This window comes from Chryseobacterium electrogenes (genome assembly GCF_053553015.1).
The window spans coordinates 733166-759049 of sequence record NZ_JBNPPB010000002.1 but is presented as its reverse complement, the minus strand read 5'-3'; the positions used below and the strand labels follow the sequence as shown (position 1 = coordinate 759049).

Here is a 25884-nt window from a genome sequence, read left to right as displayed (position 1 = left end):
TTAGATGTTAGACACGAGACATTAGACTAATATTGTCAACTATATATGATCAAGTGTCAATTAAAAACTAAAATCTTGATACTATTTAATTTTCAAAACCATATTCATCCCCGCTCTTAGTTCTTTAACTTTTTGAGGATCGTTATTTTTAGTAAATTCTAATCTTACAGGAATTCTTTGCTGAACTTTAATAAAATTTCCTGTAGAGTTATCCGTCGGAACATTAGAATATCTAGAACCTGTTGCTGCAGAAACTGCCGTTACTACTCCTTCAAATTCTTGTCCACCTAAGGCATCCGCTTTCATTGTAAAATGGCTTCCAATTTTCACATTTGGCATTTGGCTTTCTAAGAAATTAGCTGTCACCCATTTTTGACTATTTAATACAATCGTTGCAACTTGTTGTCCTGGCTGTATCAATTGTCCTTCAGCAATCGTTCTTCTTCCCATTACTCCATCATAAGGTGCAGTGATTACTGTATAGCTCAAGTTGATTTTAGCCATATCTAGTGCAGACTTTGTTCTTTTAATTTCTGCATCGTTAATACCTAATCTAGACTTTACTTCTGTGGTAGAAAGACTAGCAGATTGCTTTTGATTAACTAGAGTTTCGTAAGCTGCTTTTTGAGCATCATATTCAGTTTTCACTTGGTCGAATTGTTGTCTAGTCACAGCTTCAGAAGCTAGTAGATTTTTATAACGCTTAAGATTTTGTTCTGCGTTCCAAAGTCTTGCTTTAGCACCTGCAATGTTAGATTCCATAACATTTATATTATTAGAAACTGTATTAACAGAAGAACCTGTCGCATTTTTTTGAGCCATTGCATTTTGATAAGCTGCTTCTGCTTGTCCCAACTGCGTTTCTATCTCGCGATCATCCAATATTAATAAAGTATCGCCTTTTTTAACTTGTTGGTGTTCTATGAATTTAATTTCTTTGATATAACCCGGAATCCTTGTATTAATAGGATTAATAAACTCCTCTACCTGAGCAGCTTCTGTATAATTATTATCACCAACATGAAAATATTTTGTCACCAACCAATAAAACCCGAAGCCAATCACTGCAAAAACAATGATGTTAGAGATGATAGAGCGTGCTTTATTAGTTTTATTTTTTTTCTTATTTTCTGGCGCTTTAGGCGCTGATTGTGGAGGTGTCTGTGGTGTATTTTGTTGGGTTTCCTTGTTTTCCATGTTTATATTTTTTTTTAACCTTGTTCGTAATTAATTAAAGTGTTCCTGTAGATTTCAATAAATTATAATATTGATAGATTACATTAATCTCAGCATTAGCTAAGTCTAGCTCAGCTTGTAGTTTTTGATTTTGAGCATCAATCATTTCGGCTTGTACCGCCAATTGATTAAGATACTTAGCTTCTGTAATATTATAATTTTCATTAGCCAAACGTTTAGAATCTTCAAAAATTTCGGCTTGCTTTATCGCTTCTTGATGCTTGATATAAGCAGCGTTAACAGCCACATCAATATTTTGTTGCATTAAGGTTAATGCTTCTTGTGCTTGACTTTTCTGTAGCTCTCCTACTTTCAATCTTTCTTTAGTTTTAAAAAGATTATCAATATTGTAGTTTATGGAAACGCCTGCCTGCCAAGAGTTGCTATACATATCCAAAGCCGGGATTCTTGATGTGATAGGACGCTGCATATTATAACCTCCAAAAGCAGCTACTGTCGGCATCTTATCTGTATTGATGATTTCAATATTTTTATCGGCAACCGCAATGTTTTTTTGTGCTGACTTTATGATTGGACTACTTTGATGCGCAAGCTCCATATAGACATTTTGCTCAGACGTTATTGATGCTTTATCAGAATCACTTACCGGGATAATCTCTGTATCTGTAGGCAATGCCAAGACAACATTCAATTGATAATTAAGAATTTTTTTATTGTTTTCTAAAACCAAAATCCCTTGATCAAGATTCTTAATAGCCAATTCTCCACGGATGACCTCATTTCTTGTGATCATGCCTTGTTGGTAGAATTTCTGAACGTTTTTCAATCGTTCTTGTGCTAATTTTTTATTATTCTTAAAAACTTCTATTTGATTAATCAACTTCTGAATATCCAAAAAAGTAGACGTTACTAGAAATCTGACATTTTGTTGATCTTTTTCAAGATCTAGTTGCGCCAACTGTTCTCGCAAACCTGCCATCTCTACAGACTTATTAACCAATCCTCCTTTAAAAATCAATTGGCTGGCTTGTACTCCATACGTACTGCCATAATGAGGCATGTCTAAAGTTGTAGAGTTAGAAAAATGCTTATCTAACAAAAGAACATCACCTAGATAAAACTGACTGGTAGATGCTGTGATATTGGGCAATTTCTGAAGTTTTACCACCTCAGTTTGCTGCTTAGCAATATCAATGTTTTTTTCGGATAATTTTAATTGCTGATGATTTTTAATCGCCAGTTGCATGACTTCTTCTGCAGTCATGGTCTTAATTTCTTGAGCATGATATAATCCGCCCATAAGAAAAAAAGCTAATAATGAAGTCTTTACCTTGTTTTTCATTTTTAACTATTTAGCTTGATAATCTATTTTATCAATTTTCAACGATACAAAAATACATTCTTAACTCAAGTAAAATAATGATTAAACAAGTGTTTGAAATGCTCAAAAGTAAGATTAAATCTCTAAAACATATTGCGATATTCTGTTGGGCTTACTTTTTGATGTTTTTTAAAGAAATGACTAAAAGCAAATTGATCACTAAACTGTAGCTCGCTAGCAATTTCATTAATAGGCTTAAGTGTAGAGGATAATAAAGCTTTAGCTTCATTAAAAATATAATCGTTGATAATTTGGTTAGCTGTTTTGCCCGTCACTTCCTTGAGGACGGCAGAAAGATGTCGCGTAGACAACATCAGTTTTGAAGCATAGAACTCTACACTTTTTTCTTGTAAATAATAATCTGAAACAAATCGAATAAAATCGAAGACAATTTCTTGAGAGCGCGTCATCTTGTCTTTAGAAATCAGTCTAGTCTTGGCTATTAAACTCGCAAATTGATAGAGAATTGATGTGAAATGGCTCTCAATAATTTCCAATTTGTAAGCCAAATCATCATCTTGATTAATGTAATAATCTAGATTATCAAGATTTCTCCAAAAAGCGAAAAATTCTTGCTCTTCGACATGATAAACTTTCTTAAACTCTCCTCCTATTGTACGATAAGCATTAAGTTTATTAAACTTTAAAGATAAATTTTGGATAAAGCTTAGGTCGTAATTAAGCATCAAAAACTGAATATCATTACTATACTCCAGAATTTCGTAAACAGAGCTAGGATCTATAAGGATAATCGAAAAATCCTCCATAATAATATGATTGATCTGTTCTTTCATCGTTAGCCTACCACGTTTTACAAACAAAAAAGACGGCTTAGATGGATGATAAGGATGTCCCATCACCAACAAATCTAAAAGATTTTTTTCCGTAAAAATTTTTACATCCTCAAAACTCAAATTTCTTTTTTTTCAAAAATAGGAAATAAGATGCTTTTAAATAGATATTTTTTAATTTTTATGCATATTAACTGATCATCAACACATTAACTAAGTCTTAACTTCTTCTAATCTATGGTTACAAATAGTCAAAAATTTAACATTACAGTCATCAACTTAAGCAATATTAGACAATCAAAAATAACTTATTATCATCAATAATTAATATTAATAGCTTATGTGAAAAATCATACAAACAATAATATAATTATGATTTCATCAATTTTAGTTCCCTATTAAAAACACTGTTGGGATCTTATGTAGGTCTGGTTTTTGTTTTTGCCAATCTTGGGCGCTTCTCGTCTGGATAAATTCTGACTCTGGATCATTAATATTAGCAGCGATGCATAATTTTGTTTTGGGAGAAAGATATTTACATAGATCATCTATCATCTGATTATTACGATAAGGTGTCTCCATAAAAATCTGTGTAAAACCAGACTTATTTACAATCGCTTCTAATTGCTGTATTTGCTTTCTTTTTTCGGATTTATCAATCGCCAAATATCCATTGAAACTAAATTGTTGCCCATTAAAACCACTCGCAATTAATGCCAAAATAAAAGAACTTGGCCCATTAATAGGGATCACTTTTATTGCGTTGTCATGGCTCCACTTTACAATAATATTGCCTGGATCTCCAATGCACGGCAAACCAGCTTCTGATAAAAGCCCGAAATCTACGCCTTCCTTCATGAGTTGTTGTGCTTCTTTGAGATCATTACTTTCAGAGTATTTATCTAGTAAAAATAACTTTAACTCTGATTGCTTTTTTTCTGGTGCAAAAAACTTAATGACCTTACGAGCTGTTTTTTCGTTTTCTACAAAGAAATAATCCGTTTTCAGAATAATATCTTTAATACAAGGTGCAAAATAATCTACGGGAGAATTCTCAGAAAGATAAGCTGGTAACAGAAATAGCATTTTAGTTTAGGTTTTGATTATTATTAATTTTGTTGGCGATAACATCACAAGCTTTATCCAACATCTGATAAACATCATCGAAATCAGACAAATCTCCCCAATAAGGATCTGGGACCTCACGAGAATTCTCATCTTGCAAAACATCTAATATTAAAGATATTTTTTGGCGTTGCGCGTCTGATTTTGTTAAGGAAATAGCGTCTTGAAGATTATTGTGATCCATGCAATAAATATGGTCAAATTCTTCAAAATCCTTCTCTAGAATTGGTCTTGATCGATGTACATTAATATCAATATGATGATTCTGTGCAGTTTTTATGGAGCGCTTATCAGCTTTCTGACCTTCATGCATAGAAATCGTCCCTGCACTGTCTACAAGATGATTAGTAGAGATTTTACTTCTTAAAATTCCTTCTGCCAAAGGACTTCTACAGATATTACCCAAGCACAACATTAATATTTTCATGATTCAAAAATAAATAAAAAAAAGGATTCAAATTACTTTAAATCCTTTTTAGTTATATAATCTATTGACTAATTCTTTCCTTTAAGTCTTTGATGTATTTTTTAATTTCTTTATCAATTTTGGAGACGTCTCGTATGGTATCACAAGCATACATAACAGTAGAGTGATCTTTACCTCCCATTTCTTCTCCAATTTTGGTAAAAGTAGAGTTGGTATATTCTTTAGCAAAATACATCGCTAACTGTCTAGGTAATGCAATCTCTCTCTTACGTGATTTTGATAATAAAACTTCTCTATTAATCCCAAAATAATCACAAACTACTTCTTGGATATAAGGAATGTTAATCGTTTTCTTCTGAGTAGAAGCAATCTTATTAATTGTGTCTTTTAGCAATTCTAAACTAAGATCTGACTTATAAATTGTAGAATAAGCAATTACAGAATTGATAACTCCCATTAATTCTCTAACGTTAGTTTTTACTTCTGATGCTAAGAAATCTAACATATCATCCGTTAAAACAATACCATCACGAGATAATTTATCTACAATAATCTGGCGACGTGTATCAAAGTTAGGTGATTTTATCTCTGCTGTTAATCCCCATTTGAAACGAGAAACGATACGCTCTTGGATATCCAAAATATCAGCAGGAGCTTTATCAGATGTTAATATAATCTGTTTCCCATTTTGATGTAAATAATCAAAAACATGGAAGAAACTATCTTGTGTTGCTGCTTTACCTGATAAAAACTGAATATCATCAATAATCAAAACATCAACTAATTGATAATAATTCTGAAAACCTGTTTTATCTTGAGATTTTGCAGCCTTGATAAAGTCCTGAATAAACTTCTCTGAAGATTGGTACAAAACAACCTTATCTGGGAAAGAATTCTTCACTTCTAGTCCAATTGCTTGTCCAAGGTGAGTCTTACCTACACCATAACCTCCATGTAAAAACAATGGGTTGAAAGCTGTTGATCCTGGTCTTTTTGCGATAGTTTTACCTACCGTTGCAGCCAATTTATTACTCTCTCCTTCTACAAAGTTATCAAAAGACAAATCTGCTTTAAGATTAGAAGAAATATTAATTTTCTTAATACCAGGCGCTACAAAAGGATTGATATGCGATTCTTTACGAACTGGCAAAGCTTCTTGTATCTTAGGGGCTTGGGTAGAATTTCCTTTTACACTTAAGGTAATAGGTGCTTCTTGTCCTTTTGGTTTGTTTTCCATAACAGAATACCAAAGCTTAACACCTTTTCCTATATTTTTTTTAAGAGCTGCAGATAATAAAGAAAGATAATTATCTTCTATATATTCTTTATAAAAATCACTAGGTACTAACAAGGTCAAGTTGTGGTTAACCAATGAAATCGGCTCCACTTTATCAAATAACAAATCAAAGGAATTCTCCAATTTTTTGAGATCCGAATTGTCTTCAGCGCTATTAAGATTATCTCTCATAAACTGAAGGCATTTCTCCCAGATTAATACTAAATTTTCGTTCATTTTATCAGCTGCTTATGTGTGTGAAATCACTACTTTTTATTGGGATGACAAATGTCTAATTATAATTTATAAAAAAAAAATCTTGGGCTATTGATTATTAAAAAATATATTTGTATGTATAATAAACAACCCAAAATGATAAACACAACTCACTCTATAAGAGTACGTTACGCAGAAACAGACCCAATGAAATATGTCTATTATGGCAACTATGCAACCTACTTAGAAGTAGCCCGCGTGGAGCTATTTCGCTCACTAGGAATGCCTTATGATGAGATTGAAAAGCGCGGTATATTTTTACCAGTTTCTGAATATCAAATCAAATATATAAAACCAGCTTTATACGATCAGCTTTTAACCATCAAAACTTATGTGAAAAAGTTACCAGGTGTACGGATTATTTTCGAATATGAAATCTACAACGAAAATAATGAAAAAATATCAACAGCAGAGACTACTCTCTTCTTTCTAGAAGCCCAATCTAATAAAATTATAAAGTGTCCAGACTTCTTAATGGATCTTATTCTATCAAAATGGGAAGAATAGTTTCATAAAAAAATGTTAAATGATTGGAACTTAACATAATAAAGTTGTAATTTGGTACACATTTTAAACACTAAGTATGATAATATTGAAAACTTAGTAATAGAAATAAGCTGAATCAAACAATATATTAACAAAAACAGAAAATTATTAATTATTGAAGAAAAATAAAAAACCCAAAAACTAAAAACAACCATAAAACTAAAACAACCATGAAAATTTACATTATTGATCAACATCAGATCGTTATAGACGGACTGACTGCCTTGCTCAGTAAGAAAAAAGGCTTTACTGTCGTCGGTTGCAGTCACTCTGCTACCCAAGCAACACAATGGCTTAAGGAGAACAAAAATGAAGTGGATCTTATTATTACAGAAATCGTTTTTTCTAATGATAACTCCCTAGAGCTCATTAAGACCATCAAGGAAAAGCACAGCAAAGTAAAAATCCTAATTCTTACTGGTGAAAATAAGATTAAAAAAGTAAGCGAACTCTTCCGCCTTGGTATCAATGGCTTTGTTGAGAAACACAAACATTCTGACCAAATCATTGAAGCTATAAAATGTATCCAAAACGGAAATGCCTACATGGGAGAAGACTTGCGTAGCAAGATCCTAGAAAGCATCTGTAACTTCCCTAATCCCGAAGGAGAAAAAACTATTAAAGAAGCACTAGACAGTATCACCAACAGAGAGCTAGAAGTTATCCAACTTATCTGTGACGGATGCAATACCAAAGAAATATCAAGTCGCTTATTTATAAGTTTCAATACAGTGGAGACACACAGGAAACATATTTTCCAAAAGCTTAATATTAAAAATTCTATTGGCTTAATGAGATTTGCTTTGCAAAATGACTTAATAGAATAAAAACAGTTAAAAAACAGCGAACCTCTTCAATGACTTGAAGAGGTTCTTAACTGAAAAAAATGTAACCTATTCCCAATCGGGCATCCAGCCATTGCTGAATAGCAACTTCCTAGACTCATCTTTGTCTAAGGAAACCTTATAGACATCTTTCTTGGATAATCCATCATTAGAAGTCTGAGTAAAAATTACCTCTGCTTCATTAGGAGAAAATCTGGGATCAATATCAATATAACCTGAAGGAATTTTCGTAAATGCAGATACATCGGTTTTTGTATTTGCCGTTAAATCGTATAAAAATATATGCGTATTAAGCTGTCTGTAATCCTGGCTTTGATAACCTGATACATCGTAAGTATAAAGAAGCTTGTTTCCTGTAACAGAAAAATTAATTCCGCCAGCTGCGCCAAGAACATTTTCTAAAACCATCTGCACAAAATTCCCCATAATATCTATAATATAAATTTTAGCATTATAACCATTGATATTATTTGTTTTGATGGCAATTTTAGACCCATCGCTACTCCAATCGCATTGCGAGATAAAACTACCATCAGTCGTCTGATAGACTAATTGCGTCCCACTACCATCTTTATTAACACGGTACAGTTTATCAAAACTAGGATACAACAATTCTTTACCATTGGCACTCCAAGCATAATTAAGTTCGGAGATATTAAAACCACCTAACGGAATTGATGTCACTTTGAAAACATCTGATCCATCTGTTTTTGATGTAAAAATATGAGCATTACCTTCTGCAACTCTTAAAAATGCAATTACGCCTGCTGCATTACTTTTTCTTGGTCTGAGAGAATTGGTATTCTCTTTAGTCAAATTAAAAGTATTACCTGCTTCATCAGAAGAAACGACAACATGATTATCACCTGATTTTCTTATATAATGGTATCTATTCTGAGGAACTTTGGCTGTCGTAAACTTAGAATTACTACTATACACCTCATCGTTAATACCATCAGAAGCTATTACTTGCCAAAAATAACTCGTCCCGAAGTCAAGGCTATCAAGACTGAATTTCATTTCTTTAATATTTTTATAACTTCTTATTTTATCGGTTTTATTATTTTTAACGATTAATCGATAGGTTAATGGGTCCTCATCCGGATCCGTACATGACCATGTCAAATTAACCTTCAGGGGCTGGTCTACCGCATTGTCCGCTGGTGTCAAAAGATTAGGAACGCTCGGCGGAGAATTAAGCGATGTATCATCTTTCATCTCAAACACAACGCTTACCATCTGTCCATCATCTTTAAGGTTAGCGGCTTTTATTTCCATAAGATAACCTTCTAATTCTGCCTTTACAGAGTAATCACCAATAGGCATATCATTAATCTGAAAAGTACCATCTGCTGCTGTAAAAATAGTCTGAGTTGTAGGACCTGTTGTGATCTTAACATTAGCTAATGGCTTGTTGGTTTTAGATTGAACAACAATACCCTTTACAGCACCTTTATTGTTCTTTTCCATCAATTCTTCGCTACACTGTATTAGTATAAAACTTAGTAAAATTAGTTTTAGACCTATATATATATAATGTTTCATTTTGATAATTTTTAAAAGATTAATTTTTATTAAATTTTCGTCCAAAATAATAATTGAGGCTTACCCCAAATCTTAAAAGATTATCATTCCTCTTACCACTAACAAATCCATCCCAATCATCATTGAATCCAAAATTATATTCTCCAAAGGCACGTAATCCAATAGTATTGGTAACTAAATACTCTACTCCCGCTCCTAGATTGGCTTTTAGTGCTACATTGTTAAAGAATCTATTGCTAGGAGCTATTGCCCCAAAGCCTCCAAAGGCATATGGTGTAAAATTATCATTAGGCATTATAATATATTCTAAATTAAGATCTACATTATTAAACTTTCGTTTAAAAATACCTTCGTTTTCTAAATAAAAATCGACAAAAGAAGCTTCTAGATTAAATCTTTCATTCATAAAAAATTTAATTCCAAATCGATATCCCATTTTAGCTTTGGCATTAACATAGTCACCTTTTATTGTATTACTTGTAACACCTGCAGTGATGCCCATTAATCCTCTACGAGGTTCTAAAATACGAGTATCAATACGTTGTTCTTCATTAACTTCTTCTTCGGTTTTATAAGAAGCAACTAGATCCTCGAAGACTGATTTTTCTTTATCACTAGGCTCCCATAGATTCTCTTTACTTCCTTCTATGATTAGTGAGTAGACTGCTTTTTCTATAGCCTCTTTTACGGCAAGATGTACAGGTTCATTTTTAGTAATACCAATTTCTGCTTCTAACAATCTTTCTGGATCCACATAACGGAAAAAACTTCCGCTTAAAGATTGAGACAGGATAGTCTTAGAAGTATAAACTGTTTTTAGAATTTTACCATTATTAGTAGAAACGACTCTTAGATACACAGAAATGCGATCTTGTCTGTATTGAGAACTTGCTCCAATACCGAAATATCTTGCGCCTACTCCACCCGTCATGATATTAGAGTCATAGGAAATGATCCCACCCTCTATAATAACTCCAGCAAAAAGCAATGGTGGAAGCGCTTGTATAGTGTTTTTTTGATTAGGTGCAGCAGGGTTTTGTAATGCTGCATACTCTTGTCGAGTAGATTTTATGATTTGTCTTTCGTTAAGCAAATCACTAATATTTTCTCTTTCAATTGTTGTAAACCAATTAGAATCTTCCAAAGCTTTTAATAGAATCGAAGTCGTCCCTTGTGGGATAGCCGTACTCCAATTAGCCATATTTTCTGACGCTTTGTACTGTCCTGTTTGATCTTTAAATTTATATACCGCAACGACCAATTTTTCTTTTGGCTCTGGCAAAGTTTTTAACAACTTGGTATAAGGCGTTACCTCTCCCAAGGAAGAACCTTGACTAGATGTTGGTGCATTAAATAATGCGCTGCAGTTGTATAAAGATAGTAATGAAATTGAAAGAAGAAAATGTATTTTTTTTAGGTTACATTTTATTAAATACATCTTTTTCAGTTTTAATTTACATTCTTATTTATTGCTGGGAACATTAATGTTAGTTTGTTCTCCTGTATTGATATCAATGATGCTTATATTAAGCCCTCCAAAATATTCTGAGATAGAAATATTCATCGTTCCTAAGTTATACACGCCTGGTTTCATAGTGGCTGTCCCCAATTCTCCTCCAAAAAGACCTCTAGAGATCTGGCTGAGAATCTGTCGGTTAAGACTATCGGCGAAATTCCCTATTGAAGAGTTAGATCTCATACCAAGGTTCTTAGCGCTAGCAAACTGATTCTGTGAGTTGGCAGAGTTAAGCAACCAACTGTAATTAAGATAATTTCCTCCAAAAGCTGGATTAACTGGCTGATAAACCATCTGCTGTGAAAAGCAAAACCCAAAGCCCAACAAGAAAAAACTCAAGAACAGAATCTTTTGTATATGTGTTATTATTTTCATTATTTAAGGTGCTCGTAATTCCTTATTAATTAACTTATTCTCTCGATCATAATTATTAATAAACCGTAAAGACAATTGTACTTGCGCAGCAATATAGTCATCATTAGGAACTACCCGAAAGCTGTGCAAACTTCTGTCTCCTACATCAATATTAATAACCCCATTTCTGCCAAAAGATGGCAACTCTGATACAGTTATAACAAAGGCAAATTGATCTGATAACTGATTATATTTACTATAAAATAACTCGAAAAAGTCTTTCCCAATCTTACTTTTGGTATTATCTATTACCAATCCTTTCAATGAGTAATCTTCTTCTTTTACCTCTTCTTTTTTAATCTTTTTGGTATTGAGAGATAGAATGTCATTTTCATTAGTAATATTGATAAAAACTGAATCTTTGGATATCAATAGATTTTCTCTTTCATTTCTTATAAAAAGATAAATCTTAATCTGATCGTCTGGCTCACTATTAACAACAATCTCAGAAAGTTCTTTAGTCTCATCTGGATTGATGATAAACTTACCATCTTGCTTATTATTAGAAAGATTACCAGATGCAGATTGCTTTACACTAATTAATAAATAATTAAGATCATGTATAATGTCATCATTATTAATTGCCTTAGCTTTTATAGAAATTACATTTTCTTCTTTCTTGACATCTAAATTCGCTTTGACATTATTATTTTTTTCTATTTGAGAAAAAAGGAAAATGGGCAAACTTAAAAAAGTAATAAAACATAGATTAAACATTTTATCCATGTTTATAACATTTATTTATTCTCGACTAGTACTGTTTTATCATTACCTATTATCTCGATACTCATGCCATTAGATATAGAATTACTACCCAAGACTTCTACCAAGTTATTGTCACCCTGTAGGCTAATACTCATTGTTGAAGATTGTGCAGCATTTTTATCTTGATAAAAAATAGCATTATTATCACCCAATTGCATAGCAGCTACCTTGTCATCTATCAAAGAAATTTCTGTATTATTATTATTTCCTTTTTGTATTACAAGACTGGCACTATTGGTGTTAGCTTCAATAATTTTCATCAAACTACCAGAAGCATAATAAGCCATAATATTATTAGCATTAATATCAGAAATAGACTGTCCCTTAACAAGGAAAACTCCCATGATACATATAGAAGTAACTAACCTAGACATAATATTGTGTTATTTATCAAAAAAAGTTGATAAAAAGGGAAGAAAAAACTTCCCCTTTTACCAACTTTAATTATTAGTTGCTTTGATAAACTGCCATGCTGTTACCATTACCTACTTGTGAACCTTCATGACGATTAGCATCACCATATTGCTCTACCATTGAAGAGTTTAAAGAACCTTGTTGTACATCTATTGCAATGTTACCAACTCCTTCTTGTGATTGACTAATGTAGTTAAGCAATCCATCTTGCACTAACATAGCAACGTTATTATCACCTACTTGGATTTGTTCAGATTCATTAAGAAGACCATTCTGATAAGCATAAGCGATATTAGCATCACCTTGTTGTATTTGCTCAGCAGTGTTAGCTAATCCAGCTTGAGTTACCCAAGCACTATTATCATCTCCTACTTGTACTTGAAGAGAAGAATGTAAGAATCCTGTTTGAGCAACATCAGCCATGTTGTCATCTCCAACTTGAGCTTGTTGACTCTCGTGGAAAGAACCCGTTTGTTTAACTTTTGCGATGTTATTATCACCATCTTGTCCAGAATAGTTAGAGTTATTAGCTCCTGTCTGAGTAACAGTAATTGCATTAGAATCACCATAACTTTCTGATTCGTTAGCATTACTGTTTCCTGTTTGTACAGTAGATGTTACATTACCATCACCTTCTTGAAGAATACTGTTAACATTACTCATCCCAACTTGTGACACAGTAATCTCATTACTACCACCAACTTGAGTAGAAGTATCCTTGTTCTCTTGCGCAAATGCGAAACTTGTTGCAAAAACTGCAGCCGCAGATAAAATTAATTTTTTCATGATAAAAGTTTTTTGTTTGTTTAACACCCCAAAGATATCTTTAAAGAATATTTTACGAAATCACTATTTTCGTGATTTTCAATAATAACTGTTTTCCGTTACAGAATAATTAACCCGAAAAAAGCTTACTCAAAATTGATTTTATATCTTTGTTTTAAATAAGTTAAATAATGAAACAGGTATTTTTTATTATAACGTTATTAATAGGTAGTATAATTATTAAAGCACAAACTACACAGCCTATTATTATTGTCAACGATGTTGTTGTAGACAGATTATACATGGCAGCATTAGATCCTAAAAACATAGAAACGGTACAAGTCTATAAAGCACCAACCGAAGCGCTTCCACAATTATCAGACATGACAAAAAATGGTATCATTAATATTAAACTAAAAGAGGCTTCTCACATCAATAATGTTCCCATTTGGAAAGCTAAAGCTATATTGAAACTTCCTGCAGACAGTCAGGTTTTCCTTAATAATATTATCGTTAATAATGAAGAAATAAAGATCTCCGAAGAACTTTTAAAAAGAGCCAAAATTATCCATCCAGATTCTGTTAATAAACTTCCTGTTACAATTATCTATTTGGAGACTGGACAACTATAATTATATATTACTATCAATACTTTAATCCTAATTAATGAAGATTGCATTTCTTGGCCCACAAGCCAGTTTCACACAATTAGCTACCGCACAACTTTTTCCAGAGCATGATCTTTTACCTCAAGCCAGCATTTTAGATTGCTTTTTAGCAGTAGAAAATAACCTTGTAGACAAAGCCATTGTTCCCTTAGAAAATTCCATAGAAGGTACTGTTTCTATGACTTTGGATTATCTTTATAAGACACCTAATATTAAGATAGAAGCAGAAGCGGTTATGCCTATTGCGCACCACCTAATGATTAATCCTCATCAAAATAATGGTGAAGTAATAGAAAAAATATATTCTCACCCACAAGCATTGGCGCAAAGTTTTCATTTTCTTAATGAGAATTACAATAATGTTCCGAAGCAAGATTTCTCGTCTACTGCCGCTGCCGCAAAACATGTCTCAGAACATCCAGACAGAAAACTCGCCGCTGTTGCCAATCAATTTGCTGCCAAATTATATGGTTTAGAAATTATCCAGCGCAACATCCATGATTTTGAGCAAAATCATACGCGATTCATCATCATTTCTAAAAATGAAGCAACTTATCAAAATAGCCAATTAGAATTGCTAGGTAAGAAATCTGGACTATTAATAACCATCCCAGATGATCACGCAGGAGGCTTGCATCAAGTATTATCAGTCTTTGCTTGGCGAAAAATGAACCTTAGCAAAATCGAATCAAGAACACTAAAAACAGGACTTGGCAACTATTTCTTTTTCTTAAATGTCGTTGGAGATTGGCATCCTACGCTACATCAAAATGCCTTGGAAGAACTAAAAGCCTTAGGAATAAATGCTGAATATCTCGGTACTTACAACGAATATTTGTTAGAAAGCTAATCTTTTATTTTTTTGATATTGAATTGATTCTCTTCAAAGTTTAATATATTTGGTTAAATTCTTAACATGGAAACCTTAACCGTCATATTAATCATCGCTATTATTTGGATTTACTTTCATTTTAATACGAGGATAAAATCTTTGGAAGAACAAATCAACTGCCTAAAACAGCAAGACAACAAGCCTTCTGTTATTGAGGAGGTTAAACATCTTGAGCCAAAGCCAGAAGAAAAAACGGTCGAAATCAATCCAGAAAATCACACTCCCAAAATACCAGAACCAGTTTTTCTGCAAAGCGTATTGCCACAAGAGCCCAATATTTTCGATCAAAAGATAGCGCAACTCATGTCTTTTTTAAAACAAAATGCGCTTAGTGTTATTGGGATTTTCACCTTAGTATTAGGTATTGGTTATTTTGTAAAATATGCGATTGACAGAAATTGGATTGGAGAATCTGGTCGTGTTACCATAGGTTTTGTAACTGGTTTGGCATTAATCGGACTAGGACATTGGCTCAGAAAAAACTACACGATATTTTCATCCATAATTACAGGCGGCGGGATTAGCGTTTTTTATCTTACGGTCACAATCGCCTTTAGAGAATATACGATGTTTTCTCAGAATATAGCGTTCGGGATCTTGAGCATTATTACGATAATATCTGTTGCTCTCGCCTATTATTACAAAAGCGAAGTACTCAATATCGTGGCTTTAATCGGTGGTTTTCTCGCGCCATTAATGGTAAGCACGGGCGAAAGTAATTACATTTTCTTATTCAGCTACATCAGTATTCTTAACATCGGCATGCTCATTGTCGCTTATTTTAGAAACTGGAAAAGCATTGGCTGGATTGCATTTGCCTTCACTTCCATTTATTTTTTTTCGTGGATTATGGCGATTCCTTCAGTAAATACTGTATATTTTATTCTTGCATCTTATGTTATATTTTATGCATTTGCATTACAATCATATTTCAAGAAATCTGTTATTTCTACGGGAACAATTTTGATGTTAATTTTGATTAATTTATTGTCTTTAATCGGTTTAATTTACATTTTAAAAACCCTTAATTACGAAGGTTTTACGATGTTCCCGATTGGTTTTGCAGTAATCAATGGCTTTTTAGTTTACAAAGAAAAATCGAAAAACACAGCCACAAACAACTTTGCGGTTTTTGTCGCCATAACAATCAGCTTAATCAGTATTGCGGTAGCTTTAGAATTAAAAGCCCATTTTATCACCGCGATTTGGGCGATAGAAGCCAGCCTTATCTTATTTATCTGGAAAAAAACGGGTCAAAAAATCTTCAAACAATGTTTTAACATCTTGTTTCCGTTGATGATTATCGCGCAGATGATTACTTGGAGTGAGTATTATTCTGATAAAAATCTATTGGTGATCGTCAATTCTGTGTTCTTGACAAGTTCTGTGGTCATTGGATCCTTGCTCTTCAACTTATTTTATATTAAAAATCTCAACGACGACGCAGACCATCAATCTAGATTTCAATATGTGCGATTCTTTGCAGGACTCAGTTATTTAGTAATTTATCTTTCGATTTCGTTTGAAATCTGGTATCATATTCAAGATCAACCAGAGACATTTATCACTTGTATCATTTTACTTTACACGATTTGTTTTGTGTTTATCATGTTATTATTGAGAACTATTTTCAATCTCCAGACGGCATTTGTAGATGCTTTAATATACATTTTGCTAATTGTCCTTTGTCTTAATGCGACTTTACCAGATATATGTTACAGTATTTTCACCAAAGAAATCAGCAAGTTGTTCTACGTTGTTTATGTATTGTATTGGATTCCGTTTTTGGTAACGGTGTTTTATATCATTCCTAAAACTAAATTTTTAACCGAAAGTATTGCGTATTGGGCGCTAGGTTTTGTCAGTGTCTTATTAGTAAGTTTCGAAATTTATCATCTTTATATGTTGCTAAAATTAACCAGTATCGAAACCATTAACCGTTTACAAAATCATTTCACCGCTTTGTATCTTCCGATAATCTGGACGATTATGGCGGCGAGTTTTATTTATTTCGGATTACAAAAATCAAAACCGGAAATGAACAAAATAGGATTTTCGCTCATTGCGATTACCATTGCAAAACTCTATTGTTATGATGTTTGGCAGATGGACAATATCTCCAGAATCATTGCTTTTATCGTATTGGGTGTATTGTTGCTATTGAGTTCTTTTCTTTTTCAAAGATTGAAAAAAGTCATTGGCTCGATGGTAGAAACTAAAGATAAAAACAGCGGTACAGAAGATGATTCAAACTAAAAATTAGTCATACTTTTTGCCCCATTTTTTGAGGAGTTGCTCACGAATTTTGTTTTCGGTAGAATTTTGCCCGGGATTATAAAACTGTAATCCCGAAATATCTTCTGGCAAAAACTCTTGCTCTATAAAATTACCTTCGTAAGAATGCGCATATTGATATTCTTTACCATAATCCATATCTTTCATTAGCTTGGTTGGCGCATTTCTAAGATGCAAAGGCACAGGCAAATTACCCGTCTGTTTTACCAAAGCCATTGCTTCATTAATCGCCATATAAGCCGAATTACTTTTGGGAGAAACCGCAAGATAAATGGCTGTTTCACTCAGTAAAATCCGCGCTTCTGGGTTACCAATCACATTAATCGCCTGGAAACAATTATTAGCAATCACCAAGGCATTAGGATTAGCCAAGCCAATATCTTCTGACGCCAAAATCAATAAACGTCTGGCGATAAACTTAATGTCCTCACCACCAACCAGCATTCTTGCCAACCAATAAACTGCGGCATTAGGATCGCTACCTCTTATCGATTTTATAAACGCTGAAATAATATCGTAATGTTGCTCACCATTTTTATCGTAAAGCGCCATGTTTTCTTGCAAAACAGACAGCACATCTTCATTAGAAATCTGGTGATGTTTAGAATTTTTGAATTGATTAAGCACCAACTCCACCGCATTAATCAACTTTCTCGCATCACCACCAGAATACTGGATAAAAGCTTGTTTATCCTCTAGGATAAATTCGGAATGATGAATTTGGTTAAATTTAGTCACTGCGGCATCAGCTAATTCTTCTAACTTCTCGAAGCTTAAGGCTTTCAATACATAGACTTGAGACCGCGACAACAATGCTGAAACGACCTCAAAACTTGGATTTTCTGTTGTAGCACCAATGAGCACAATCCAACCTTTTTCGACGGCGTGTAGTAGCGAATCTTGTTGAGACTTATTAAATCTATGAATCTCGTCAATAAACAAAATGGGCGACTTCCCAGAAAATAAATTTTGCTTTTTAGCATCTTCTATGACATCTCGGACATCTTTAACTCCAGAAGACACCGCGCTTAACTTGTAAAATTTACGTTGAGATTGTTCAGAAATAATCTCTGCCAAAGTGGTTTTCCCCGTACCCGGTGGTCCCCAAAAAATTAAAGAATTAAGCGCATCATTGGATAACATTTTTCGGATGGGCGCGTTAACTCCCGTGAGATGCTCTTGTCCCAAAACCTCATCCAAATTTTTTGGACGCATGATTTCTGCTAAAGGCGAGTTGTTATTCATCTTTCAAAATTACGAAATTGAGAAACAATCGTCTATAAAATCAATTAATAGTTTTTAATTTGAACAGAAGACACATTTTTAATTTTAACTCTTTTACCAATTTTAGTAAGTAATCCCGTTTCTTGATTTCGTCTAAAAACGAATACATCACTTGTCTGTACATTAGTTGTAATAAGAAAATTACCTGTTTCGTCGATGGCAAAAGTCCGCGGATATTTTCCTAAAGTTGGTTGATAACCTACAATTTTTAATGTTCCATCTAATTCAATCGAAAATATGGCTAGATTATTTTCTTGACCTCGATTAGAAGCGTACAAAAAGCGACCGTCAGTAGAAATATGAATATCAGAACTTTCGAAGTCGTCTTTATATTCATCAGAATGCGTGTTAATTCTTTGGAGATTTTCTAAATTACCTTTATCATAATGATAAGCACTTACTGCGCCACCCATTTCTTCTATACAATAAGCAAATTTCCCATTGGGATGAAAGGTAAAATGTCTTGGCCCACTTCCTGCAACCGTAGCAATAGAAGGATTTTCTGCAATTTGCAAAGGCTCCGCTTTATCAGAATTAAAAGTAAAACGTCTAATTTTATCAGCTCCTAAATCTGGAGCAAACAGATAATCGAAATCAGGAGAAAAAACCGTGGAATGAATATGTGCTCGATCTTGCCTTTTCTCATTAACACTACCTTTTGTAAACTGGAAATTCTGTACTAAAGGTGCAATAATTCCGTCTTCGGAAATTGGATAAACAGACATGCTTCCTTCTGTATAATTACCATTGATGAGCCATTTTCCATTGTTGTGAGAAGTGACATAAACTGGATTTTCGCCACCACTTTTCTGACTATTTATAGATTTTAGACTTTTAGTTTTAGGATTGAATTGAAAACTGCTAACGCTCCCACCATCTGGCGTTTTGCTTTCTGTACAAGCAAAAACAAATCGACCATCTTTGGATAAAGTTAAAAACGAGGGATTAACAATATTTTTAAGCGCGGTAACTTTAGATAATTTTCCGTTAGTGGGATTTAGTTGATGAACATAAATTCCGTTGTTTTTTTTATCCCAATTAAACGAGCCGAAAAACACATAAATCTCTTGTGAAAATACAGTTACAAAGCTAAAAACTGCAAAAAAAAACGTCGCTATTTTCTTCAATGTTAAAAAATATGTAATGTTTAGTTTTATAAAACAAAAATAGACGTCGAAAAAATCAAAATAAAAATCTAATTATAACTTTCTACTAATAACATAATCCAGCATCAACTGCAGTGATTGTTTAGCTTCAGAATCAGGAAATTCTGACAAGATATCCATAGCTTTTTGTTGATAATCTTTCATAACCGTGATCGCATAATCCATTCCGCCAGAAGATTTTACAAACTCCACTAACTCTCTAACTTTCTTGTTATCGTTATTATAACGCTTTATGGTGTTGAAATATTTTTTGTAATCTTCAGGACTCGCATTCTTCAAAGAATGAATAAGCGGCAAGGTCATTTTTTGCTCTTTGATATCGATGCCTACAGGTTTCCCTATAATATTGCTCGTCTGATAATCGAATAAATCATCTTTAATCTGAAAAGCCATTCCGGTAAAAGTCCCGAAATCTTTCATTTTTTTGGCTAAAACCTCATCGGCATTATTAGACAATACGCCAACTTCACAACAAGCCGCGATAAGTGTGGCTGTTTTTTGACGGATAATTTCATAATAAACGTCTTCTGTAATGTCTAGTTTTCTGGCTTTTTCTAGCTGTAACAACTCTCCTTCTGCCATTTCCCTAATCGTCCGAGAAATCACCGACAGAAGATCGTAATCTTTATGATCTGTAGATAACAACACTGATTTTGACAAGAGATAATCACCGACTAATACGGCAATTTTGTTCTTCCAAAGGGCATTAATAGAGAAAAAATTACGTCGCTTAAAACTCTCATCTACAACATCATCATGCACCAAAGTTGCTGTGTGAATCAACTCGATCATGGATGCGCCACGATAAGTTTTTTCATTAACATCTCCGACTAATTTGGCACACAGAAAAACAAACATTGGACGCATCTGCTTTCCCTTTGTAGTGACGATAAAGCGTGTTACTTTATCCAAAAGCGATACATTACTTTTCATGGATTCGTAAAACTTTTGTTCAAAAAGTTTCATCTCATTAGAAATTGGTGCTTTGATTTGCTCTACAATGTTCGCCACTTTAGGATTTTAAGAAAATTACTACTATTAATAAAAATTTACACAAATATAAACTATTATAAATATTCATAAGCTACAAAATACAAAGATTGTTTCACCTTTCCAATTTTATAGTTAAAAGCTTCGCTGGCAAGGAGCAAACCGTGTTCTAAAGCGACAACACTTTCTAATTGTCCAACTCTCATCGCGCCTCCTAATTTTATTTTTTTAGGCTTTTTAGTGAAAAATAAACCATTCGGATCTCTTTCGAAAATTGTTAAAAATACACGCAAAGATTTAGTATAACCTACAACATAAAGCTTTTCTTTATAAAAATGAGCATCCGTGGCAACATAACCCAATTGATAATCTTCTAATTTTTCGGCAGGTTGATTTTCTATCAAATGATGATTAATCTTGTAACGTGTGATTTTTTTCGAGCGCCATTCTTTAGTAAATAAATTAAGCTCATCTCCAACAAAAGTTAAAGATTCTGCATCAAAATCATTACTAATATTTTTTGGTGTAAAATCAGTTTGCTCAGGATAATAAAACGGAATTTCTTGTACCGACTTTAGTTGCAAACTATCATTAACTAAGGGGATTTTATAGATTTTAAGATCTTTTCTATTCCCTAGATTATTGCCAATATCTCCAACGTAGAAATCTTTACCATCATTGGTAATGGCTTCCCAATCGCGATTAACTAGGTTAGTTTTCAGAACATTTTGGACATACGGACTTTCTTTTTTAATTTGAAAAATATCAGCAGAATTCCCGCTATCATTAATGGCAAAAATAGAGTGATTAAGCTCTGTTAATCCAGAAATCTCACGCAAAGTATCGCTTAAGGTTTGAATTTTAAAATCCTTAAGTTTTAATCTTTTTGATTGTGCAGAACTTAACAGCGACAAGCCAAAACTAGCTACACAAAAAATAAATCTTAAATATCTCATCACTTATAATTGTCTTAATACATCCTCCCAAGATTGGACAAGCTTACAGTTTTCTACTACCGAATTGAGATTATGCGGCTGTGCAAACATATAGCGTTCTCCAGAAAAATAATTAAGATTTTTAGGATGATCGTCTAACATAATATCACCTCTAATAGAACTTTTGTCTCCGCAAAAAATCATTTGTTTCCAAGAAATAAAGGGAAAATACTCCATTAACCATTCTTCTTTCTCTGTTAAACTTAACGGAAACTCTGTCGCCGACGACACAATAAGCACTTTATAATTGTCATTAAGATACCTAAGTCCTTCTTGACTGCCTTCTATTAACGGAATTGTTCTGAAAAAACCTTTGCTATTTACCGATAATCTAAAATCCGGAAATGCATCTTCTTCGGTTTTGCCTTGGAGATCGTCTATATTAATGAGTTGACCAGTACGTCTGTATTCGTATTGAATTAAATGTTGATAGACATCTGCCAAAACACCATCCATATCTACTAAAATCTGTTTCATACAGTAAAATTATGAATTTTTATCAGCATGCAGATTTCTAAGATGTTAATTCTAAAGTTTCATTACAATTAATTAACAAATTTCCGAAAATTTTAAAGTTTTAGAAATGTAATTATTAAATCGTAAAATTCTAAAAATTAGAAACTTACATTCAATATAATGTAGTGGTTTGCGATAGGGATTGCAGTGGAAATCCTTTTTTTGTGGTGGCGGAGCGAAGCGAAGCCATCACAAAAAAGATTGAAGCGAAAAGCCCGGTTCCAGAAAAGTGACAAGCAATGCAAGGCTGCTTTTCTGGAAATTGCCCTAAAATTAATCGACAGTTTTGTTAGCCAACTGCCCGCAAGCAGCGTCTATATCGCCACCACGACTTTTTCTAACCATAACGGTAACGCCTGCTTTCTCAAGCTCACGGACGTAACGCTCTTCGGCTTCGATACTTCTGTGGTCAAATTTGCCTTCGCCAATCGGGTTATACTGAATCAGATTAACCTTGGACGGCACTTGTTTAGAATATTTTATAAGCGCTTTGATATCTTCGTCTTTATCGTTAATGCCCTTCCAGACGCAATATTCGAACGTGATGACAGAGCCTGTTTTTTGATACCAATATTGCAATGCGTCCATGATATCCGTCAATGGAAATTTGTCAGAAAACGGCATTATTTCGTTTCTAGTTTTCTCTATGGCAGAGTGCAAAGAGAGCGCTAACTTGACTTTGATACTCTCATCCGCCAGCATTTTTATCATTTTTGGAATGCCAGATGTTGACACTGTAATCCTTCTTGGTGACATGCCCAATCCTTCTGGCTGCGTGATTTTTCGGATGGCTTCTATGACGTTTTTGTAATTCATCATCGGCTCGCCCATCCCCATAAAAACGATATTGGTTAGTGGTCTGTCAAAATATAATTTACTTTGACGATCAATTAACGCAACTTGATCTACAATCTCGGCAACTTCTAGATTTCTCATTCTTTTCAGCTTAGCGGTTGCACAGAATTCGCAGTTCAAAGAACATCCAACTTGTGATGATACGCAAGCTGTGGTTCTCGTCTCTGTCGGGATTAGCACAGACTCTACCAACAATCCGTCATGAAGCTTAACACCATTTTTTATCGTGCCATCTGAGCTTTTCTGCAATTGATCTACAGAAACTGGATTAATCGTATATTCTAAGGAAATCTTGTCCCGCAATTCTTTTGAAAGATTGGTCATTTCGTCGATAGAATGGAGATTCTTAGACCATAACCAGTCATAAACTTGCTTGGCACGAAAAGGTTTTTCTCCCAAAGAAATAAAATAGTCTTTGAGTTGATCTAATGTTAAAATACGAATGTCTTTCAAGGGAAATAATTTAGAAAATTGCGATGGCAAAGATACGCCTTTTCTATATTATCAAAAATAAAGATAAACAATACACGATAAGAAATTAATTATCTTTGTAATCTTAAATATTAAAGCATGGTTTTTGAACAGATTTTCGATAGTCCTTTTGTTGTGAATTTTTCTTTTGATACCTTGATCCAAAATATGGAGAAAGAATGTGAGAAGAATCCTCATTATGCCATGCAACATCGCGACATCCTAGAAGAGGTGAAGTTATATCCAGAATTAAGAACAGGTATAAAAAATCCTCAATATCTAGATGACAACAAGGATATTATCCATAGATTATTGTCTGATCTTTTCCCTCCATTATTAAGCGAAAACGAAATTAAAGCAGTAAGTCTTCCTTTTTTTAATTTTATATGTAATCCTACCAAAAGGCTACAAAATATTTTAGAAGATGCAGGACATGATTTCCAGTTAACTTTTAGTGGTATTTCTTCGGATCAATTTTATGTGATGGCTTGTTGTGTTATATTATCCCAAAAATATGGCGTTAATATTAGCGGTGGTTATTCTTTCATCTATGACATCCCAAAGAAAGATGGCATTATTAATCACTACAGAATCTTAAACAATGCTGATTTTATTGAAATAAAAGCCACCGAGCGTTCTAAAACTCTTAGCCAAGAAGAAATTGATAACTTATTGGACAACTTCACCAATATAGATCTATGGAAAGAAAAATTTCCGCCTAATTCTTGGGAGATGTATGGTTTCGGGGTTATTAATATTTATGATGCAACGATAGAAGTTGCAATTTCTAATCTAAAGAGTCATCTTATTCAGCATACGGAAGATCATCCTGCTTTACGAGAAGAATTCAAAAAAATATTTCGTTCTATCTTCCAGATTGCTGATTTAGAAATCGGTTATACGGCGATAGATTTTAAGGAAAACAAATTTATCAGAACTCCCGTTAATAATGTCATAGAAAGCATTATTCTATCTGGCTTGCCCGCTAATTTTTCTGACAATGGATTATGTGAAAAAACTTTTCATGAGAAATTAGAGAAAAGAAGATATTTCAGTATTTCTGATATGGAGAAATTCAATATAGAATTTCCTGACAGCCCTCTGGGAGAACATTTGATAAGAAAAGGAATCCAAAGTGCTATTTTCACTCCTATTATTAAAGATAAAAAACTTCTTGGCTTAATAGAATTAATATCCAAGACAAAGCTTCTCAATAGCATCAACGCTAACAAAATGGAGAATATTCTCCCTTATCTAGAAGATACATTAGATCGCCTTTACACCAGTATAGACAATCATAGTTTAGCGTTAATCCAGCAAGAATACACCTCTATCCACCCAAGTGTTTATTGGAAGTTTAAAGAAGAGGTTTCTCGTCATATTGCTTATGGACCAGAGCATCAAAATAGATTACCATACAGAAGCATCGCTTTTGATAATATCATACCTCTTTATGGTCAATCTGACATCAAAAACTCCTCTATCGCTAGAAATAATGCCATTCTTAAAGATCTAAAAATGCAATTAGATCTAGTTAGCAAATTATTAGAAAGCCTTAAAACATCTAAAGAGCTTTCTGATGTATTTACCACGATAGAGAATTACAAAAACGATCTGCATTCTAATCTAAAAGCTAATACAGAAAGTGATTTCCAGAGTTTTCTTCAACAAAATATTCATCCTGTACTGGATCAGTTGAAATATGAAGATGTTAGCAATAATCAAAAAATAACTAATTATTATAATCAACTTGACATTAAGTCGAAAGGCATTTATCATTACCGAAAGAAATTTGACGATAGCCTTTCTTTTATTAACAAGGAACTGAGCGATTTAATTGACAAGCGACAGGAAGAGCAACAGAAAAAATTCCCTTTCTATTATGAACGCTTCAAGACAGATGGTGTAGAACATAATATGTACATTGGCGCCAGCATTGCTCCTTGGCTAAGTTATGATTCTGTTTTTCTTAAAAATTTAAGAGTTTGGCAATTGCGAATTATTTGTGAAAGCGAAATTCATTTTAATAAAATCAGGCCACAACTTCCACAGAATATGGATATTACTTCTTTAATCTTAGTGTATAGCAATACTATTAGCATTCGTTTTCGTATGGACGAAAAACGTTTTGACGTTGATGGAAGTTATAATGCGCGGTATGAAATGATTAAAAAACGTATTGACAAAGCCTTTGTAAAAGGTACCAACGAAAGAATTGTAGAATCCGGAAAAATATGCATCGTCTTTTCTCAACAACAAGAGGAGAAAGATTATTTAGAATATATCAAACTTCTTCAGTCAGAAGGTCAACTAAAAGACTCAGTAGAAATTCTAGATATCGAAGATCTACAGGGTATAAGTGGATTGAAAGTAATACGAGTAGCTGTTAATTATGATTGCAATTGCTTCCCTTATTCTTTTTATAATAAGATTTAATCGCTATTAGTTTTAGCCTAATTATATAATCAA

24 protein-coding genes are annotated in these 25884 nt (G+C 33.3%); 6 read left to right on the top strand and 18 right to left on the bottom strand.

What is annotated here, in order from left to right; translation table 11 throughout:
• Positions 1 to 81: 81 nt before the first annotated feature.
• The 6 genes from ACQQ6V_RS03480 to dnaA form a co-directional block, all read right to left on the bottom strand.
• Positions 82 to 1197 carry an HlyD family secretion protein gene (locus ACQQ6V_RS03480; protein WP_448844166.1) on the bottom strand — a complete coding sequence of 372 codons (1116 nt, stop codon included), beginning with the start codon at positions 1195 to 1197 and terminating at the stop codon, positions 82 to 84.
• 34 nt (positions 1198 to 1231) lie between these two features.
• Complete coding sequence (locus ACQQ6V_RS03475; RefSeq protein ID WP_448844165.1) at positions 1232 to 2539, bottom strand: TolC family protein; 1308 nt, start codon at positions 2537 to 2539, stop codon at positions 1232 to 1234.
• A 122-nt stretch (positions 2540 to 2661) separates the two neighbouring features.
• Positions 2662 to 3492 carry a helix-turn-helix domain-containing protein gene (locus tag ACQQ6V_RS03470; RefSeq protein WP_448844164.1) on the bottom strand — a complete coding sequence of 277 codons (831 nt, stop codon included), beginning with the start codon at positions 3490 to 3492 and terminating at the stop codon, positions 2662 to 2664.
• A gap of 264 nt (positions 3493 to 3756) precedes the next feature.
• Positions 3757 to 4455, bottom strand: coding sequence for an SAM-dependent methyltransferase (locus ACQQ6V_RS03465; RefSeq protein ID WP_448844163.1), 699 nt, complete (start codon positions 4453 to 4455; stop codon positions 3757 to 3759).
• Between the two features lies 1 nt (position 4456).
• Positions 4457 to 4921, bottom strand: a complete 465-nt coding sequence (locus tag ACQQ6V_RS03460; protein WP_448844162.1) for a low molecular weight protein-tyrosine-phosphatase — start codon at positions 4919 to 4921, stop codon at positions 4457 to 4459.
• Positions 4922 to 4982: 61 nt separating this feature from the next.
• On the bottom strand, positions 4983 to 6434 hold the full coding sequence (gene dnaA, locus ACQQ6V_RS03455) for a chromosomal replication initiator protein DnaA (protein WP_448844161.1): 1452 nt from the start codon (positions 6432 to 6434) through the stop codon (positions 4983 to 4985).
• Between the two features lie 135 nt (positions 6435 to 6569).
• On the opposite strand from dnaA, the gene ACQQ6V_RS03450 reads away from it, so the two are divergent.
• A complete protein-coding gene (locus tag ACQQ6V_RS03450) occupies positions 6570 to 6980 on the top strand; it encodes an acyl-CoA thioesterase (protein WP_448844160.1) in 411 nt (136 codons plus the stop codon).
• A 209-nt stretch (positions 6981 to 7189) separates the two neighbouring features.
• The gene (locus ACQQ6V_RS03445) at positions 7190 to 7846 is read left to right on the top strand and encodes a response regulator (protein WP_448844159.1); all 657 of its coding nucleotides are present in this window, start codon (positions 7190 to 7192) and stop codon (positions 7844 to 7846) included.
• Positions 7847 to 7912: 66 nt separating this feature from the next.
• Here the strand turns inward: ACQQ6V_RS03445 and ACQQ6V_RS03440 are convergent, their stop codons facing one another.
• The 6 genes from ACQQ6V_RS03440 to ACQQ6V_RS03415 all read right to left on the bottom strand — a co-directional run bounded on the left by ACQQ6V_RS03440 (position 7913) and on the right by ACQQ6V_RS03415 (position 13304).
• Entirely contained in the window at positions 7913 to 9409 is a 1497-nt protein-coding gene (locus ACQQ6V_RS03440; protein WP_448844158.1) for a carboxypeptidase regulatory-like domain-containing protein, read from the bottom strand.
• A gap of 19 nt (positions 9410 to 9428) precedes the next feature.
• Positions 9429 to 10847, bottom strand: coding sequence for a CsgG/HfaB family protein (locus ACQQ6V_RS03435; protein WP_448844157.1), 1419 nt, complete (start codon positions 10845 to 10847; stop codon positions 9429 to 9431).
• A 24-nt stretch (positions 10848 to 10871) separates the two neighbouring features.
• Positions 10872 to 11300 carry a curli assembly protein CsgF gene (locus tag ACQQ6V_RS03430; RefSeq protein WP_448844156.1) on the bottom strand — a complete coding sequence of 143 codons (429 nt, stop codon included), beginning with the start codon at positions 11298 to 11300 and terminating at the stop codon, positions 10872 to 10874.
• A 3-nt stretch (positions 11301 to 11303) separates the two neighbouring features.
• Entirely contained in the window at positions 11304 to 12056 is a 753-nt protein-coding gene (locus ACQQ6V_RS03425) for a CsgE family curli-type amyloid fiber assembly protein (protein ID WP_448844155.1), read from the bottom strand.
• A gap of 20 nt (positions 12057 to 12076) precedes the next feature.
• Entirely contained in the window at positions 12077 to 12478 is a 402-nt protein-coding gene (locus ACQQ6V_RS03420; protein ID WP_448844154.1) for a hypothetical protein, read from the bottom strand.
• A gap of 73 nt (positions 12479 to 12551) precedes the next feature.
• Positions 12552 to 13304, bottom strand: coding sequence for a hypothetical protein (locus ACQQ6V_RS03415; protein WP_448844153.1), 753 nt, complete (start codon positions 13302 to 13304; stop codon positions 12552 to 12554).
• 170 nt (positions 13305 to 13474) lie between these two features.
• Here ACQQ6V_RS03415 and ACQQ6V_RS03410 point away from each other — a divergent pair, with 170 nt between their 5' ends.
• The 3 genes from ACQQ6V_RS03410 to ACQQ6V_RS03400 all read left to right on the top strand — a co-directional run bounded on the left by ACQQ6V_RS03410 (position 13475) and on the right by ACQQ6V_RS03400 (position 17099).
• A complete protein-coding gene (locus tag ACQQ6V_RS03410) occupies positions 13475 to 13915 on the top strand; it encodes a hypothetical protein (protein WP_448844152.1) in 441 nt (146 codons plus the stop codon).
• 34 nt (positions 13916 to 13949) lie between these two features.
• A complete protein-coding gene (gene pheA / locus ACQQ6V_RS03405; protein WP_448844151.1) occupies positions 13950 to 14801 on the top strand; it encodes a prephenate dehydratase in 852 nt (283 codons plus the stop codon).
• Positions 14802 to 14867: 66 nt separating this feature from the next.
• On the top strand, positions 14868 to 17099 hold the full coding sequence (locus ACQQ6V_RS03400) for a DUF2339 domain-containing protein (RefSeq protein WP_448844150.1): 2232 nt from the start codon (positions 14868 to 14870) through the stop codon (positions 17097 to 17099).
• A gap of 3 nt (positions 17100 to 17102) precedes the next feature.
• On the opposite strand, the gene ACQQ6V_RS03395 is transcribed toward ACQQ6V_RS03400, so the two are convergent.
• From ACQQ6V_RS03395 to rlmN, 6 genes are all read right to left on the bottom strand, one after another.
• The gene (locus ACQQ6V_RS03395; RefSeq protein WP_448844149.1) at positions 17103 to 18383 is read right to left on the bottom strand and encodes a replication-associated recombination protein A; all 1281 of its coding nucleotides are present in this window, start codon (positions 18381 to 18383) and stop codon (positions 17103 to 17105) included.
• A 44-nt stretch (positions 18384 to 18427) separates the two neighbouring features.
• The gene (locus ACQQ6V_RS03390) at positions 18428 to 19549 is read right to left on the bottom strand and encodes a lactonase family protein (protein ID WP_448844148.1); all 1122 of its coding nucleotides are present in this window, start codon (positions 19547 to 19549) and stop codon (positions 18428 to 18430) included.
• Positions 19550 to 19621: 72 nt separating this feature from the next.
• Complete coding sequence (locus tag ACQQ6V_RS03385; RefSeq protein WP_448844147.1) at positions 19622 to 20599, bottom strand: polyprenyl synthetase family protein; 978 nt, start codon at positions 20597 to 20599, stop codon at positions 19622 to 19624.
• A 56-nt stretch (positions 20600 to 20655) separates the two neighbouring features.
• Positions 20656 to 21534, bottom strand: a complete 879-nt coding sequence (locus tag ACQQ6V_RS03380; protein ID WP_448844146.1) for a YjiK family protein — start codon at positions 21532 to 21534, stop codon at positions 20656 to 20658.
• A gap of 3 nt (positions 21535 to 21537) precedes the next feature.
• Positions 21538 to 22050 (bottom strand): 5' nucleotidase, NT5C type, encoded by a 513-nt coding sequence (locus ACQQ6V_RS03375; RefSeq protein ID WP_448844145.1) that lies wholly within the window; start codon positions 22048 to 22050, stop codon positions 21538 to 21540.
• A 312-nt stretch (positions 22051 to 22362) separates the two neighbouring features.
• The gene (gene rlmN, locus ACQQ6V_RS03370; protein ID WP_448844144.1) at positions 22363 to 23397 is read right to left on the bottom strand and encodes a dual-specificity RNA methyltransferase RlmN; all 1035 of its coding nucleotides are present in this window, start codon (positions 23395 to 23397) and stop codon (positions 22363 to 22365) included.
• Between the two features lie 117 nt (positions 23398 to 23514).
• Between rlmN and ACQQ6V_RS03365 the strand changes: the two genes are divergently transcribed.
• The gene (locus tag ACQQ6V_RS03365; protein WP_448844143.1) at positions 23515 to 25851 is read left to right on the top strand and encodes a GAF domain-containing protein; all 2337 of its coding nucleotides are present in this window, start codon (positions 23515 to 23517) and stop codon (positions 25849 to 25851) included.
• The last annotated feature ends 33 nt before the right edge of the window (positions 25852 to 25884 follow it).

Excerpts from the sequence above, each read along its gene's own strand:
- ACQQ6V_RS03480 (WP_448844166.1), bottom strand. The coding sequence starts at position 1,197 with ATGGAAAACAAGGAAACCCAACAAAATACACCACAGACACCTCCACAA.
- ACQQ6V_RS03475 (WP_448844165.1), bottom strand. The coding sequence starts at position 2,539 with ATGAAAAACAAGGTAAAGACTTCATTATTAGCTTTTTTTCTTATGGGC.
- ACQQ6V_RS03465 (WP_448844163.1), bottom strand. The coding sequence starts at position 4,455 with ATGCTATTTCTGTTACCAGCTTATCTTTCTGAGAATTCTCCCGTAGAT.
- ACQQ6V_RS03460 (WP_448844162.1), bottom strand. The coding sequence starts at position 4,921 with ATGAAAATATTAATGTTGTGCTTGGGTAATATCTGTAGAAGTCCTTTG.
- dnaA (WP_448844161.1), bottom strand. The coding sequence starts at position 6,434 with ATGAACGAAAATTTAGTATTAATCTGGGAGAAATGCCTTCAGTTTATG.
- ACQQ6V_RS03450 (WP_448844160.1), top strand. The coding sequence starts at position 6,570 with ATGATAAACACAACTCACTCTATAAGAGTACGTTACGCAGAAACAGAC.
- ACQQ6V_RS03445 (WP_448844159.1), top strand. The coding sequence starts at position 7,190 with ATGAAAATTTACATTATTGATCAACATCAGATCGTTATAGACGGACTG.
- ACQQ6V_RS03440 (WP_448844158.1), bottom strand. The coding sequence starts at position 9,409 with ATGAAACATTATATATATATAGGTCTAAAACTAATTTTACTAAGTTTT.
- ACQQ6V_RS03435 (WP_448844157.1), bottom strand. The coding sequence starts at position 10,847 with ATGTATTTAATAAAATGTAACCTAAAAAAAATACATTTTCTTCTTTCA.
- ACQQ6V_RS03430 (WP_448844156.1), bottom strand. The coding sequence starts at position 11,300 with ATGAAAATAATAACACATATACAAAAGATTCTGTTCTTGAGTTTTTTC.
- ACQQ6V_RS03425 (WP_448844155.1), bottom strand. The coding sequence starts at position 12,056 with ATGTTTAATCTATGTTTTATTACTTTTTTAAGTTTGCCCATTTTCCTT.
- ACQQ6V_RS03420 (WP_448844154.1), bottom strand. The coding sequence starts at position 12,478 with ATGTCTAGGTTAGTTACTTCTATATGTATCATGGGAGTTTTCCTTGTT.
- ACQQ6V_RS03415 (WP_448844153.1), bottom strand. The coding sequence starts at position 13,304 with ATGAAAAAATTAATTTTATCTGCGGCTGCAGTTTTTGCAACAAGTTTC.
- ACQQ6V_RS03410 (WP_448844152.1), top strand. The coding sequence starts at position 13,475 with ATGAAACAGGTATTTTTTATTATAACGTTATTAATAGGTAGTATAATT.
- pheA (WP_448844151.1), top strand. The coding sequence starts at position 13,950 with ATGAAGATTGCATTTCTTGGCCCACAAGCCAGTTTCACACAATTAGCT.
- ACQQ6V_RS03400 (WP_448844150.1), top strand. The coding sequence starts at position 14,868 with ATGGAAACCTTAACCGTCATATTAATCATCGCTATTATTTGGATTTAC.
- ACQQ6V_RS03395 (WP_448844149.1), bottom strand. The coding sequence starts at position 18,383 with ATGAATAACAACTCGCCTTTAGCAGAAATCATGCGTCCAAAAAATTTG.
- ACQQ6V_RS03380 (WP_448844146.1), bottom strand. The coding sequence starts at position 21,534 with ATGAGATATTTAAGATTTATTTTTTGTGTAGCTAGTTTTGGCTTGTCG.
- ACQQ6V_RS03375 (WP_448844145.1), bottom strand. The coding sequence starts at position 22,050 with ATGAAACAGATTTTAGTAGATATGGATGGTGTTTTGGCAGATGTCTAT.
- ACQQ6V_RS03365 (WP_448844143.1), top strand. The coding sequence starts at position 23,515 with ATGGTTTTTGAACAGATTTTCGATAGTCCTTTTGTTGTGAATTTTTCT.